10 protein-coding genes are annotated in these 14831 nt (G+C 63.0%); 6 read left to right on the plus strand and 4 right to left on the minus strand.

The features are described 5' to 3' along the window. The first annotated feature begins 2 nt into the window (after positions 1-2). From HU735_RS01075 to HU735_RS01095, 5 genes are all read left to right on the plus strand, one after another. Complete coding sequence (locus tag HU735_RS01075) at positions 3-788, plus strand: hypothetical protein (protein WP_186712087.1); 786 nt, start codon at positions 3-5, stop codon at positions 786-788. Between the two features lie 4 nt (positions 789-792). Then, entirely contained in the window at positions 793-1515 is a 723-nt protein-coding gene (locus tag HU735_RS01080; protein ID WP_186712088.1) for a hypothetical protein, read from the plus strand. Positions 1516-1584: 69 nt separating this feature from the next. Continuing rightward, complete coding sequence (locus tag HU735_RS01085) at positions 1585-2727, plus strand: ankyrin repeat domain-containing protein (protein ID WP_186712089.1); 1143 nt, start codon at positions 1585-1587, stop codon at positions 2725-2727. Between the two features lie 471 nt (positions 2728-3198). Further along, positions 3199-3984, plus strand: a complete 786-nt coding sequence (locus HU735_RS01090; protein WP_186712090.1) for a hypothetical protein — start codon at positions 3199-3201, stop codon at positions 3982-3984. Between the two features lie 136 nt (positions 3985-4120). After that, positions 4121-5785, plus strand: coding sequence for an FMN-binding glutamate synthase family protein (locus HU735_RS01095; RefSeq protein ID WP_186712091.1), 1665 nt, complete (start codon positions 4121-4123; stop codon positions 5783-5785). A 30-nt stretch (positions 5786-5815) separates the two neighbouring features. Here HU735_RS01095 and HU735_RS01100 read toward each other — a convergent pair whose 3' ends face one another. Continuing rightward, positions 5816-7138, minus strand: a complete 1323-nt coding sequence (locus HU735_RS01100) for an OprD family porin (protein WP_186712092.1) — start codon at positions 7136-7138, stop codon at positions 5816-5818. A 655-nt stretch (positions 7139-7793) separates the two neighbouring features. Between HU735_RS01100 and HU735_RS01105 the strand changes: the two genes are divergently transcribed. Continuing rightward, positions 7794-9884 (plus strand): TonB-dependent siderophore receptor, encoded by a 2091-nt coding sequence (locus tag HU735_RS01105; protein WP_186712093.1) that lies wholly within the window; start codon positions 7794-7796, stop codon positions 9882-9884. A gap of 167 nt (positions 9885-10051) precedes the next feature. Here HU735_RS01105 and HU735_RS26975 read toward each other — a convergent pair whose 3' ends face one another. The 3 genes from HU735_RS26975 to HU735_RS01115 form a co-directional block, all read right to left on the minus strand. After that, positions 10052-10249, minus strand: coding sequence for a hypothetical protein (locus HU735_RS26975; protein ID WP_232854837.1), 198 nt, complete (start codon positions 10247-10249; stop codon positions 10052-10054). 183 nt (positions 10250-10432) lie between these two features. Then, positions 10433-11539 (minus strand): agmatine deiminase, encoded by a 1107-nt coding sequence (gene aguA, locus HU735_RS01110; RefSeq protein WP_050703352.1) that lies wholly within the window; start codon positions 11537-11539, stop codon positions 10433-10435. A gap of 204 nt (positions 11540-11743) precedes the next feature. After that, positions 11744-14644, minus strand: coding sequence for an aminotransferase (locus HU735_RS01115; RefSeq protein WP_186712094.1), 2901 nt, complete (start codon positions 14642-14644; stop codon positions 11744-11746). Positions 14645-14831: the final 187 nt, after the last annotated feature.

The following is a 14831-nucleotide window of genomic DNA, read 5'->3' on the forward strand; positions in this document are numbered from 1 at the left end:
ACATGACTGCAACTCCTGAACAACTTTGCAAGATCCTCAAGGCCCAGCATCCCAGCGAGCCACCAAGCTCGGCGCTGGTAGCCACAGGCCTGGCGACCGAGACCCGCAGAATGAGCCATGACCAGGTGCTTACCTGGCTGTTCAAGGAGCGAGAGACCGTGGTGAAGAAAGAGGTGGTCGCCAACTTTCTCACCGGTGTCGAGCGCAACCAGGCCTACCTGCGCGCGGCCCTGTCGGCCTATGCTTGCGCGACACACCTGCCGCAACACGCCTTCACGGCGCAGGACCAACTGAACTGTCAGGTCTGCAGTTTCTTCAAGGAGCGCGAAGTCAACTTCATTGCCCTCAACAGGGTGCGTTTTCTGATCGGCGCAGCGCTTTTCGGCAGCCCCTCCAATATCGCGTTCCAGTTGCAGGAGCATAACGTCGGGCCGAAAGAAGGGCCGGGTGACCTGGACCTGATGGTGTCGATTCTGGACCTGATCCGTAACGTGCCTGCCGTGACCAAACCCAAGGACCTGCTCAAACTGCTGCGTAAACTACCCGGTATCAAGATGAGCGAAGAAGAAGGCCGGGGGTTCCTCGACCTGCTGGGACACTGCGGAATACTGCAGACGCCAGAGCATCCAGGCCTGCTGTACCGCTACACCAACCTCGGCCTGGCGCCACGTAGCGCGCGCTCGTCGGATTGGAGCTACCCGATGGACTTCTGGCGCGGTGAGCATGGTCTCAATCAGGATGCCCTGGACTATTGGTTCAGTGACTATCCAGAGCTGCTCAAGGTTTAAGTCCTTGGCAGCCAATCTGCTCGCTGGGCGCCGCATGGGCAATACAACTGTTGCGCGGCCCCCTCATGGCAATGGCTCCATGAAAGACGTTGCGACCAGAACAGCAAGAGCCGTGAAGCCTGATATGAACATCTATTTTGTCAGCAACGCACAAACACCCTGGGGCGATTGGGGTGAAGTACTAGCCTACGGCATGATCGCCTGGGACGAAGACACCGACATTGACAGCATCGAGCGTACCGGTCCCTACACACCGCCCGCCTACATCCGCTCTGGCCTGCTGGTACTGACCGAGCCGACAAAGGAGGCGTTGGAGAAATCTGGCCTGAAAGGTATCAGCCGCTTCGAGCATCTGGAAAAGACCCATATTGTCGAACTCGACTGGCAGCAATGGGACGCAGCCAAGGACATCAGCGTCTACCTGGAGCTGGAAGGCGAGCCCGAATCGATCATCGAGTCACGCCCCCATGACCCTCAACTGTCAGCACGCATGCCGGCGTTCTGGTGCGCCTACGTCGCTGGCAAGCTCGCCTTACGCATGGACGAGAGTGAAAAGAGCAACGATCCCTCTCATTACCTGCAGGTAGTCCGTGCTGATGAGCGCGTCGACTTCTTCAAGGCCGATGTGCACGGCGGCTATTTCGTCAGTGAACGGGCAAAGAACTGGCTCGAGCAGCACTGCCCGGAAGCATTCCAGTTCGCCTTGATCCCCCTCCCGCGCAAGTGATATTTCCGTGGGACTGACAAGGGTCTTACTTAACCTGAACCAGACCCTCGGACGGGAAACCGCTATTTGATGATCGGTTGGCAACAACTCTACGAAAAGCATGAGACCAAGCTCGACCGCCTCTACGACGATGTAGAAGAAGGCAAGCTGGAGCGGCTACGTGCGTTCGCACAGAAATACCCCGAACTGCTGGTGCTGCCCCGCTATGGCGAGGCCGACGAGGAGGGGCTGCTGCACATGGCCGCCCGAGCCGGACAGGCGGCGAGCTGTGGCCTGCTCCTGGAGCTGGGCCTGGCGCCGAACCAGCCGTATGTAGACGAGGGTCATGCCAGTGCTCTTGAACTGGCAGCCAGCGAAGGGCACCTTGAAACCTGCGTTTGCCTGCTCGATGCCGGTGCCTGGGTCGACGGCCTGCCACTCAGCGTCTGCCCACCGCTATACGCAGCGGCCCAGTCGGGCCACATCGAGGTCGTTGCACTGCTGCTGACACAAGGCGCACAGGTCAATCGCCTGCACCGACGCGCCAATGACAGCGCACTGGACGCTGCGCGCGAATGGGGGCATCAGCGCACGGTCGATCTGCTGCTCGAACACGGCGCACGCAGCATCAACGATGTCGAGGGCGCCGATGCCGAAGGCGCCGGTCAGGCCATTGTCACCTTCGTGCACAATACCGCTGGGTGGGCCCTGCCCACCGCGTTCTGCCCTCCCAGTGAAGACCCTCGCAGCAAGCTGCATGTCAGCCTGATCGATAGCAAGACCGACTACAAGCTGCTGTTCACCACCGGCCTGTACCAGGTTGCCCCGATGACCGAGTTGCTCCTCTGCCTGCCAGGTGACTGGGCACTGCCCCAGGCCGGATTGCCGGTGCCAGACGCCTGGTGTTTTCCAGTAGGAATGCTGGCACGCCTCGCCGCCAGAACCTTCGAGCACGGCCCTGTGGCCGAGGGCATGCTGTTCCAGCGTGACGATCCACAGTTTGCCGACCTGCACTGGCCTTGCGCGGTGGATGCGCTGTTGGCGGTGGACAAGCCCTGGAACAAGCATGGTGATGGCGAGCGGATTCCCGAAAGTGAGAAGGTCACCCTGCTGACCCTGGCACCGGTGAGGTTCACCGGCAAGGGTACTCCGACCGCCAAGGCCCTGGCCGCGCTCATCGAGCGTAAACGCAAGGCGAGCTGGAAGGTCCTGGCGCTGGAGACGCCGGCTTGAAGCAGCACTGCTCGCACACGCTGGCAGCAGGAGCCAGCAGTGGGCACGTAACGTCGCGTGTCTGGAAGTGACCTGATGGAAACCATCGCATTCAATGTCGACATCCACTGGCGAGACGAAGCCGAGGGCGGGAAAGCCCGACTGCCTCTCGACCAGACCTACTATGTCACTACCAGCCCACTGAGCGGACCGGACGGGACACCGGTTACCTGGAGCCTGGTACTTCAGGTCAGTTACAACCGCACAGTTAAAGGACATCGAGTAGGCGCAGGCAGTGTCCGGTTCCTTGTACCAAACGCGCCCAAAGATCTACTCCACTCCGGCAGAAGGCTCGAGGTATTTGAAGGGCGACGCCCTGTTGGATGGCTGGAGATACAAGCGCGCCATGAACGAGGCCATCGCACTGACAGTAATGGCTCTCCAGCAAGCGCCATCGACAAAGACCAAGGCAAGTAGCTGCGGAGGATGAACATGTATGAGAACACTGCCGAACTACGCAAGGCCCTGAAGGCCCAGAACCCTCTGGAATCACCCAGCGAGAGATTACTTGCAACAGGCCTGGCGACCGGGCGCTGTCATCAAGGACACGACCAGGTGCTTAACTGGCTGTTCACCGAGCACACCAACGCACGTAAAAGCGAGATCGTCGGCAACTTTCTTGTGGGTGTCGAACGTAATGAAGCGAGTCTGCGCGCGGCACTGTCGGCCTTCGCATGCGCCACACACCTGCCCAAACATCCCTTTACGGTGCACGATCAACTGACCTGCCAGGTTTGCAGCGCGTTCGAGCAGATCGATGTCAACTTCATGCAACTGAACCGGGTTCGTTTTTTCGTCGGTGCCGTATTAGGTGGCGATATCCTGCACATCGCGTTCATGCTGCAAGAACACAACGCTGCGCCGAAGCTACGACCGGAAAACTTCGACTTGATGGTCTCTATCATCGATCTTATCCGTAATGTTCCGGCCCCAACGAAACCCAAGGAACTGCTCAAGCTGCTGCGCAAACTGCCCGGTATCAAGATGAGCGAAGAAGAGGGCCGGGGTTTCCTCGACCTGCTTGGACACTGCGGGATACTGCAGACGCCGGAGCATCCAGGCCTGCTGTACCGCTACACCAACCTCGGTCTGGCACCACGCAGCGCACGCTCGTCGGACTGGAGCTACCCGATGGACTTCTGGCGCGGTGAGCATGGCCTCAACCAGGACGCCCTGTACTATTGGTTCGGCGACTATCCCGAGTTGCTCAAGACGTAGCCGATATCGGTCATCTCCTTAGGCAATACGCCGAATTCAACCCGCGTGTAGGTAAGAGTGTTTTACCGAAACCCCAGGTTTTCCCCCCGCAGCCTTTGCCTATCCTAGGCCGGGTCATCCCGCCTGCGATGGACCCATGAAAGACTCGCTCCCCAGCCGCTATGCCTGCCTGTTTCTGTGCCTGGTCTTCACGATCGCCAGCGTCCCGTTCCTGCTTGCGCACACCTGGCTCTGGCCCTTCACCGTCATCAGCGCCCTGCTCAGCCTGGTCGGCCTCAACGACCTGCGCCAACGCCACCACGCCGTGCGCCGCAACTATCCGATCCTGGGCAACATCCGCTACCTGATCGAGACCATCCGCCCGGAAATCCGCCAGTACCTGATCGAGGGCGATGACGACAAGCTGCCGTTCTCCCGCGCCCAGCGTTCGCTGGTCTACGCCCGGGCCAAGAACGAAAGCGCCGAGAAAGCCTTCGGCACCCTGAACGATGCCTACAAGCCGGGCTTCGAGTTCATCAGCCATTCGATGCTGCCGGTGCCGATGCCCGACCCGGCCTCGTTCCGCATCCGCATCGGCGGCCCGCAGTGCCGCCAGCCGTACTCGGCGTCGATCTTCAATATCTCGGCCATGAGCTTCGGCGCCCTCAGCGCCAACGCCATCGCCGCGCTGAACAAGGGTGCGCGCCTGGGACGCTTCGCCCATGACACCGGCGAGGGCAGCATCAGCCCCTACCACCGCGAACACGGCGGCGACCTGATCTGGGAAATCGGCAGCGGTTATTTCGGCTGCCGTACCGAGGACGGCCACTTCGACCCCGATCGCTTCGCCGAGCAGGCCCGTTCGGCCCAGGTGAAGATGATCGAGATCAAGCTCAGCCAGGGCGCCAAGCCGGGCCATGGCGGGATTTTGCCGGGGCACAAGGTCAGCGCCGAGATCGCCGCCACCCGCGGCGTGCGCGAGGGCGAGGACTGCATCTCGCCGGCCGCCCACAGTGCCTTCAGCACACCGCGGGAGCTGCTGCAGTTCGTCGCCCGTCTGCGCGAGCTGTCCGGCGGCAAGCCGGTGGGTTTCAAGTTCTGCCTGGGCCACCCGTGGGAGTTCATGGGCATCGCCAAGGCCATGCTGGCCACCGGCATCACCCCGGACTTCATCGTCGTCGACGGCAAGGAAGGCGGCACTGGCGCGGCGCCCCGGGAGTTCTCCGACAACATGGGCGTGCCGCTGCGCGAGGGCCTGATGTTCGTGCACAACACCCTGGTGGGGCTGAACCTGCGCGAGCGCATCCGCATCGGTGCGGCGGGCAAACTGGTCAGCGCCTTCGACATCGCCAGTGTGCTGGCCATTGGCGCGGACTGGGTGAACTCGGCGCGGGGCTTCATGTTCGCCATCGGCTGCATCCAGTCGCAGAGCTGCCACACCAACAAGTGCCCCACCGGGGTGGCGACCCAGGACCCGCTGCGCCAGCGCGCGCTGGTGGTGCCGGAGAAAGCCGAGCGGGTCGCCAGCTTCCACCGCAATACCTTGCATGCCTTGGCCGAGATGCTTGCCGCCGCCGGCCTGGACCATCCCAGCGAACTCAAGCCCAAGCACCTGGCGCGGCGTATCAGCGCCAGCGAGATCAGCCTGTTTTCCCAGCTGCACACCTTCCTCAAGCCGGGCGAGCTGCTCAGCGGCGCGATCGACAGCGAGTTCTATGCGCGGATGTGGCGGATGGCCCGCAGTGACAGCTTCGCGCCGGAGACGGGGGAGATCGAGGTGGCGGCGGCCAGCGTGCGCCGGAAAGAAACAGCCCCGGCATAGGCCGGGGCTGCGGGTGACGCAAGATCAGGATCAGAAGATGCTGATCGGGTACTCGACGAATACGCGGACTTCGTTGCCGTCGTCGGTGTAGTTGTCGGCATAACGAACGGCGTTGTTGGTACGCAGGAAGGAACTACGCAGCTTGATCGACAGATCCTTGGCCGGGCCTTCCTGAACCACGTAGCGAACCTGGTTGAAGATTTCGCGCTCTTTACCTTCACCGTAACCATCAGGCTTGCCGACGGTGCGAGTGTTGATGTTGTCACCCACCACGTAGGCGAGCTTGTAGGTCAGGCCAGGGATACCAAAGGCACCGAAGTCCAGGCCGTAACCCAACTGCCAGGAGCGCTCGTCCTCGGCGTTGAAATCGGACCAGTAGGAGTTCGCCAGGTAGATGGTCGAACCACCATCACCCACGCCACCCGCGTTCTGATACCAGCCATACTGATAGCCGGTGCTGCCGGTGCTGCGCTGGTGCGCCAGGGTGAACGAGTGCGGGCCGTAGGCGTAGGTCGCCGCCAGGCTCCAGATGGTGTTGGAGTCGCCGTTGAGATTGGCCGCACGCACGTACTTGTTGTCGATGTCCGACTTGTAGCCGTTGAAGTCCAGGGTCAGGGACTGGTCGCTGGCGATCGGGAAGACGTAATTCAGGCCCAGGTAGTGCTTCTTCATCACGTCTTCGTTGTCGGCGGTGTACAGCGACGCGGTGAAGTTATCGGTGAACTTGTAGCTGCCGCCGAGCACGTTGATCGACTTCAGGCCGCCGCCATCGCGACGTTCGGCACTCTTGCGCGCTTCCTGGGTGAAGCGACCGGCATTCAGCTCCAGGCCTTTGATTTCCTTGGAGGTAATCAACGTACCGGTGAAGCTTTCCGGCAGCAGACGACCATCGTCGTACTGCAGCACTGGCAGGGTAGGCATCTGGTCACCGTATTTGAGCACGGTGTTGGAGATGCGGAACTTCACGGCTGCGCCTGCGCGGGCCAGGTCATGCGGCCCACTGGCGTTGCCATCGGCGTTCGTGGAGTTGTGCGGTTTGAAGAAATCGACACCCGCACCACCGTTGTGACCCTTGCCGCCATCCAGACGCACGGCGTACAGGCCGAAGGCATCGACACCAACACCTACGGTGCCCTGGGTGAAACCGGAGGAGAAGTTGGCGATGAAGCCTTGGCCCCACTCGATCTGGTCGTCGGTACCGTGCTTCTTGTCACGGTTGATGTAAGCGTTGCGCAGCAGGACGTTGGCGTGGCTGTCCTCGATGAAGCCCTTGCTTTCGGCCTGCTCATTGGCCTGTGCCTGGGTCGCGGCGATCATCGCCAGGGCGACCAGGCTGATCCTGGTTTTCAACATGTTATTTTCCTTATTTCGTATTCAAAAACGCTCTGCATTAGAACGCCAGGAACCAACGCCCCTTCGTAGGTTCGACGCTATGCGGATCCAAGCCGAAAGGCCCGCCAATGGTCTGCAACGGGCCTTGCAGCCGCATGGCCAGATCATGGCCAGCAGGCGTAGAGCCCGAATCCTAGCCCTGCCTGCTTATACATGTCAAAAAAACGTGAAATGCAGGTTGATATAACCAAAAACAAGGTCAGCGCTGGGGTATTTCCATGCATATCTGCCTTGGGTCAGCGCAAATTTGTCTCTTTTGTGGAAAACGGGCGAAATCCATAAAAACGTCATACGGCCATGCTCCCGCAGGCCTCCCGATACCCTGTCGGAAATTGCACTGAGCAGCGTGGGAGCGGCGGTGCGACTTGCCCCGCAATAGGGTCGGCAATGCCCTCAACAGCGTCCAGCCAGGGCGCCATCGCGGGACAAGCCCGCTCCTACAGGTCATCCCCGTGCGCATCTGTATGAATATCAAGACAATTCAAAATCAATCCGAATAGATAGCAACATTTTGAAACATATGTAAAGACAACCCTTTACAAATGTCGATGCAACAGTAAATAGCAAGCATTACCATTCGCGCCCAATTTCTCACTCCCTTCCTTGGACGCCTTCGATGCCTGCCCCCTGCCGCCTTTCCCCCCTGACCCTGGGCCTGTCGCTGCTGTTCAGCGCCGGCCTGGCCAGTGCCGCCACCACGACCCTGCCGGAAACCTCGGTGACCGCCGACAGCACCCGCGAAGAGGACAACCCGCGGGTCAAGGACGTGACCACCGCGACCCGCACCTCGACCCCGGCGCGCTATGTGCCGCAGGCCATCGACTCGGTGAAGACCCGCAACGTGCTGGACTACGGCAGCAGCAACCTGGGCAAGGCGCTGGAAGGTATCCCCAACGTCAGCAGCGGCGCCGACACCCGCTTCGACAGCCTGCGCATCCGCGGCTTCGACGCCAGCAACGACTTCTATCTGGACGGCATCCGCGACGACAGCCAGTACACCCGCGACCTGCACAACATCGAGCGGGTCGAGGTGCTCAAGGGCCCGGCGGCGGTGCTCTATGGCCGTGGCAGCCAGGGCGGCATCGTCAACCGGGTGAGCAAGGCGCCGGAGCACGGCCGCCGCTCGACCATCGAGGCCCAGGGCGGCAGCCAGGACCTGCGCAGCCTGTACGCCGACCTCAGCGCCGACCCCAGCGACACCCTCAGCCTGCGCCTGAACCTGGGCAACGAGGACAAGAACAGCTTCCGCGACGGCATCGACGGCAACCACCGCCAACTGTTCGCCCCGTCCATGAGCTGGCAGATCACCCCCGAGCTGAACTGGCTGGTGCAGTACGAGTACAGCCGCTACGACCGCACCCCCGATCGCGGCATCCCCGGCAACCCGCTCACTGGGCGCCCGGCCGACGTCAGCCGCAAGACCACCTACGGCGACACCCAGCGCGACTACATCAATGACCGCGCCGAGTCGCTGCGCTCGCGCCTGAACTACGAGCTGAACGACCAGTGGCAACTGCGCCACACCCTCAGCCTGTTCACCCTGGAAAGCGACTTCGACAACACCTACCTGACCGCCTACCGCCCCGCCGCGGGGTTGGTGGACCGCCAGCGCTGGCAGCAGGACCTGAGCACCCGCAACCTCTACAACACCATCGAACTGGAAGGCCATGTCGAGACATTCAGTCTCGAGCACACCCTGCTGGTAGGCCTGGAAATGGGCGAACAGCGCCGCAACTCGCTGCTGCACCAGGGCGTCGGCGTGCCTTCGGTACCCGTGCAGGGCTCGACGGCCAGCCAGCAGCACAACGGCACGATGCGGGTGTCCAGCAACAACCACACCGACGTCGAGAGCACCGGTATCTACCTGCAGGACCAGATCCGCCTCAACGACCAGTGGCAGCTGCTGGCCGGCGTGCGCTTCGACCAGTTCGAGGTGGACACCACCAACAAGCTGCGCGACATCTCGGAAAAACAGAAGGACAACAGTTTCAGCCCGCGCATCGGCGTGGTGTACACGCCTTGGCAGGACCACTCCTTCTATGCGTCCTGGAGCAAGACCTACTCTCCGGTCGGTGGCGGCCTGATCGGCATCACCCCAGGCGCTGCCGGCAACACCAACCAGACCGACCCGGAACAGACCCGGCAGAAGGAGATCGGGGTCAAGAGCGAGTGGTTCGACGAGCGTCTGAGCACCACCCTCGCGATCTACGAACTGGAACTTTACAACCGCCGTACCCGCGACCCGATCAACCCCGAGCTGATCCAGCTCAGCGGCCTGCAACGCTCGCGCGGCATCGAGCTGACCGCTACCGGCAACGTGGTGGGCAACTGGTATGTGCGCGGCGGCATCGGCCTGCAGGACGCGACCATCGTCAAGGACAACAACGGCCAACAGGGCAACCGCATCAACGACGTGGCCAAGCGCAACGCCAGCCTGTTCGTCACCTGGAAACCGGAGCTGGGCTGGTATGCCGAAACCGGCCTGACCCTGGTCGGCGACCGCTACGCCGACAACCAGAACACCGTGATCCTGCCGGGCTATGGCCGCTGGGACGCGCTGGCGGGCTACCGCACCCATGACTGGGATGTACGCGCGGCGCTGAGCAACATCACCGACAAGACCTACTACAGCTCGGCCACCAGCGCGGCGCAGATCCAGGTGGGCGATCCGCGTAGCCTGGTGGTGACCGGGACCTACAGCTTCTGATCACCAGAGGCCATACGCGGTCCCTGTAGGAGCGGCCTTGCGGCCCTTTTGCGACACAAGGCCGCTCCTACAGGGGGAATGCGAATCCCGGCCGGACAGCATGCCCCCAAACGAAAACGCCACCGCAAATGCGGTGGCGTTTTTTTCTGCGACGGGTTCCTTCCCGGTCAATGCCAGACAGCCAGCAGAGCTTCGAGCTCTTCCTCGCTGATCAGGCCTTGAGGGTATCGCCCATCCAGCAGGCGGCGTGGGTCGGTCGTCCTGACCCGATTGTCTCCGTGACGTTTCAACCACTGAGCCAGGATTCTGAGCGATCGGTGGCTGGCTGCCGCTGGGGGCAAAGCCGACTCACTTGCTGCGTTCATTTCCTCACGTACTCCCCGGGCCTAGTGAGCGGCTAAGGTACTTCAGGCGCGTTACAGAATGGCGTAGGTCCATTCGTCTGAAGCACGAGGAAAAATCAATACAATTGCTGTGCCATGCCGCCCGACCGACTATCGCGAGCATAAAAAACCCGTCATCCGACGGGTTTTTCATTCATTGGCCGATCAACGTTTTACCGGTGCCGGCTGCTGCTGGGTCAGGCAGTGGATGTTGCCACCACCAAGCAGCAGCTCACGTCCCGGGATCATCACTACTTCGTGGTCCGGGAAGACCTTGGCCAGGATCGCTCTGGCCTGGGCATCGGCCGGGTCGTCGAAGCTCGGGGCGATGATGCCGCCATTGACGATCAGGAAGTTCACGTAGGAACCGGCCAGGCGCACAGAAGGGTCGCGCTCCTGGCTGCCCACCACATGGTCGACGCCGTCGCATTCCGCCTGGGTGGCATACAGCGGCCCCGGGATCGGCATCTTGTGCACCACGAACTCGCGCCCTTTGGCGTCACGGGTGTTTTTCAGCACCTCGTAGGCGGCGTGGCAACGCGCGTAGTTGGGGTCATTGGAATCATCGGTCCAGGCCAGTAACACTTCGCCGGGGCTGACGTAACAGCAGAAGTTGTCGACGTGGCCATCGGTCTCGTCGTTGTACAGGCCGTCCGGCAGCCAGACGATGGTCTCGACCGCCAGGTGCTCGCGCAGGATCTCCTCGATCTGCTCGCGGTTCAGGTGCGGGTTACGGTTGCGGTTGAGCAGGCACTCCTCGGTGGTGATCAGGGTGCCTTCACCGTCGACGTGGATCGAGCCGCCCTCGAGCACGAAGCCTTCGGTGTGGTAGCGCTGCACGCGCTCCATCTCCATAACCTTGGCGGCCAGCTCTTCGTCGCGGTTCCAGGGGGCGTACAGGCCGCCATCGAAGCCGCCCCAGGCATTGAAGCCCCAGTCCACGCCACGTACCTCGCCGTGATCGTTGATGACGAAGGTCGGCCCGGTATCACGCACCCAGGCGTCGTCGTTGCTGATTTCGACCACGCGAATGTTGGGCAGGTCGAGCTGGCGACGGGCATTCTCGTACTGGCCGGCGGACACCGCCACGGTGACCGGCTCGAAACGGGCGATGGCCTTGGCCAGGGTCACGTGCGCGGCCTGCGCCGGCTTGCCACCCAGGCGCCAGTTGTCCGGGCGCTCCGGCCAGACCATCCACACCTGGGTCTGCGGGGCCCACTCGGCGGGCATGTGGAAACCGTCGGCGCGGGGAGTCGAGTTGAGGGTCTTCATGGGTAACCTCTGCGAAGGCCCGGTGCCAGGGGCGCCAGGTCGGTGATCGAGAAAGGTGCAGGCTCGCCAGTATAGGCAGCGTGATGATGGACCGATATTACAACCGATAAATATCGACTTTAAATAGATAAAGACAAAATATTTAGGCATAAAAAAGCCTGGCAAACCGATAACAATCGATTTGCCAGGCCTGGATGCCGTGATTCAAAGCCCTTCGTCGAGGATCCGCTCCACGCTGTCGACAAAGTAGTCCACGCTGGCCCGCGTGGTGCACATCGGCGGCTTGATCTTGAGGATGTTCAGGTAGTCGCCGGTAGGCTGCATGAAGATCCCCAGGTCGCGCAGGCGATCGCACAGGATCATGGTCTCCTCGGTGGCCGGTTCCAGGGTCTGGCGATCGCGTACCAGTTCCAGCCCCAGGTAGAACCCGGAACCGTGGGCGGCACCAGCTAGCGGATGTTTATCGACCAACGCCTGCAGGCGCGCCTTGAAGTGGCGGCCGACGTCACGGGCGTTGTCCCACAGTCCTTCGTCGCGCATCACATCCAGCACCGCCATGCCGATACGGCAACTGACCGGGCTGCCCCCGGCCGAGGAGAAGAAATAGCCCTCGGCCTCCAGCGCCTCGGCGATCTCGCGCCGGGTGATCACCGCGCCCAGCGGCTGGCCGTTGCCCATGCCCTTGGCCATGGTGATGATGTCCGGCACCACGCCCTGCTCCTCGAAACCCCAGAAATACTCGCCCAGGCGCCCGTAGCCGACCTGCACCTCGTCGGCGATGCACACCCCGCCGCGCTGGCGCACCTTGGCATAGGCCTCGCGCAGGTAGCCCGGCGGCAACGAGATGCCCCCGGCGTTGCCGTACACCGGCTCGCAGATCATGCCGGCCAGCTGGCGGCCACGGGCGTCGAGGTCGGCCAGCTTGGCATCGACATCACGCAGGTAGTCGGCGGCGCTGTCGGCGCCCCGGTAGCGCCCGCGGAACGTGTTCGGCGCCTCCACCGGGTGCACCCAGTCCGGGCGGGTCTCCAGGGCCTGGGGGTTGTCGGCGATGGAGGTGGAGATCGCGTCGGTGGCCACCGACCAACCGTGGTAGGCCTCCAGCACGCTCAGCAGGTCGCGCCCGCCGCTGTAGGCCCAGGCCAGGCGGATCGCCAGGTCGTTGGCCTCGGTGCCGCTGTTGACCAGGAACACCCGGTCGAAGCCTTCCGGGGCTACCTCCAGCAGTCGCTCGGAGAACTCGGCGATGGCCGCGTAGTGGAAGCGCGAGTTGGTGTTGAGCAGCGACCACTGGCGCGCCGACTCGGCGACCATGCGCGGATGGCCATGGCCAAGCACCGCGACGTTGTTGAGCATGTCCAGGTACGAACGGCCCTGCATGTCGATCAGGTAGTTGCGCCAGCCGCGCTCGATGTGTGGCGGCTGGGCGTAGTAATGCTTCTGCGAGCGGGCGAAGCTGGCATCGCGACGGGCCAGCAGGGCCTGCGGGTCGGCCAGCGGTTCGGCATCGCAGTCAAAGCCCAGCAGGGTGCGCGGTGACGGGCACAGGGCCAGCCAGGCGGAGGCGTGGGACGGGGTGGCGAAGAACGGTGGGCGGGTATCGGCATCCAGGCACAACTGCACGCTGAGGAAGCCACAGGTCGCCCCCAGCGCCTGCCCCTTGAGCAGCGTCTGGCCATCGGCCGGCGTCTCTTCCAGGCCAGCGAGCCACAGGCTCCAGTGTGTGGTTCGCAGGCAGCCGCGGCCCTCTCCGGTGTGCAGCCAGACACCAGCCTCGGGGGCTTGCAGCGGGCTGCCTGGCAACAGGTTCAGCTCCACGCCCAAGGCACAGGTGGCCGGCTCTTCTGGCCGATCGATATGGGTTTGCGACAGGCGGTACTGCCCATGGAGGCTGCACGCCGGACCCGGCTGGGCGGCGAGCAAGCGCTGGTCGAAGCCCGGCTGCTCCCAGTTGCCTGCCTCGCAGAGGGGGCTGAGCACGCCCAGGTCGACCCGGGCGACCGGCTGCCCGGCAAGACTCGGCAGCAACGCGGCGCAACCGCTGATGTCCGGCATCACGGGCACCTGGCCCGCCGCCTGCAGGATCGCCGCCTCCATCATCGCGGCGGGTACGGAGCAGGCAGTGTCGAAGATCTCCCATTCATGGGCAATGTTGTCGCGGGTGTACTGGTTGCCCGGGTCGATCGCCAGCTGCTGCTCGCTACTGAGCACCAGCACCGCGGCGCGATTCAGCACCAGCGGCCACAAGGCGCGCAGCTCAACCTCCTGCAACGGGTTCGCCGCGTGATAGGCGCTGACCGCTGGCAGGATGCGCAACGGGTCGCCCTCGGCGTGGTGCAGCAGGGCCGCGCAGGTCACCGACAGGTCGGCGATACGCCAGGTGCGCAGCAGGTCGCCGAAGTCGATGACGCCCTGCACCTGCCACTGCCGCTGATCGTCGCGGGCCCAGACCACGTTGTCGTCGGTGATGTCCAGGTGCACGGCCTGAACCGGTAACTGCTCGACCAACGGTTGCAGGCGAGCGGCCGCCAACCGTGCGACCTGTGCCACCTGCTCGCGACGCTGGGCATCCTGCAACACCGGCAACAGGTGCTGGATCAGCGCTTGAGCGTGCCGCGGGTCCCACTGCAGGGTGCGCTCCAGCCCCGGGTGATCGAAGTCGGCCAAGGCCCTGTCGACTTCGGCACAGAGCGCTCCCATCCCGGCCATCAGCCGCGGCGCCATGTGCTTGAGGCGGGTCAGCGGCTGACCGTCGATATAATCGAGCACGCGCACGCGTAGAGCCTGGCCGTCGATATCCAGCGCCAACAGATCCTGGCCGTCGATGGCCCTCCGGACCGCAGGTACCGGCAATGCGCGTTCGCGCAAATGACCCAACGCGGCATGCTGGGCCTCCAGCTCCACCTTGGCGTAGCTGCCGTGACAGACCTTGAGCACATAACGCGCACCGCGGCCATCGACCTGGAAGTTCAGGTCCTGCTGGCTGCCCAGCGACTGCAGGTCACCCTCAAGATCGTAATGCGCCCGCAGCAAGGCATGGGCCCGGGCCTCGCTGAGCGAAGGAGCCGGCAAGCTGGAACGCTGGATCAGGGTGGAAAGCGGCATGGCGAAAAACCTCGTTTTTTCTTGTATGACGCCACCAGGCAGGCAAATTGGCAAGCTGGCAGCGTACAATTGGCGTTTCGTCGCGCCAGACCCGCAACCCGGCGCATTCAACTTGCCTCCCGCCTTGTCAGCCGACAAGCTGTGAGCCCGCTAGCCACCGTCATTATTGGAAGGAAAGGGAATCCGA

Source organism: Pseudomonas sp. BW16M2 (assembly GCF_014268865.1).
In the GTDB taxonomy this organism is placed as follows: Bacteria; Pseudomonadota; Gammaproteobacteria; order Pseudomonadales; family Pseudomonadaceae; genus Aquipseudomonas; species Aquipseudomonas peradeniyensis.

Coding starts and splice junctions, on each gene's coding strand:
- HU735_RS01075 (WP_186712087.1), top strand. CDS start 3: ATGACTGCAACTCCTGAACAACTTTGCAAGATCCTCAAGGCCCAGCAT.
- HU735_RS01085 (WP_186712089.1), top strand. CDS start 1,585: ATGATCGGTTGGCAACAACTCTACGAAAAGCATGAGACCAAGCTCGAC.
- HU735_RS01090 (WP_186712090.1), top strand. CDS start 3,199: ATGTATGAGAACACTGCCGAACTACGCAAGGCCCTGAAGGCCCAGAAC.
- HU735_RS01095 (WP_186712091.1), top strand. CDS start 4,121: ATGAAAGACTCGCTCCCCAGCCGCTATGCCTGCCTGTTTCTGTGCCTG.
- HU735_RS01100 (WP_186712092.1), bottom strand. CDS start 7,138: ATGTTGAAAACCAGGATCAGCCTGGTCGCCCTGGCGATGATCGCCGCG.
- HU735_RS01105 (WP_186712093.1), top strand. CDS start 7,794: ATGCCTGCCCCCTGCCGCCTTTCCCCCCTGACCCTGGGCCTGTCGCTG.
- HU735_RS26975 (WP_232854837.1), bottom strand. CDS start 10,249: ATGAACGCAGCAAGTGAGTCGGCTTTGCCCCCAGCGGCAGCCAGCCAC.
- aguA (WP_050703352.1), bottom strand. CDS start 11,539: ATGAAGACCCTCAACTCGACTCCCCGCGCCGACGGTTTCCACATGCCC.
- HU735_RS01115 (WP_186712094.1), bottom strand. CDS start 14,644: ATGCCGCTTTCCACCCTGATCCAGCGTTCCAGCTTGCCGGCTCCTTCG.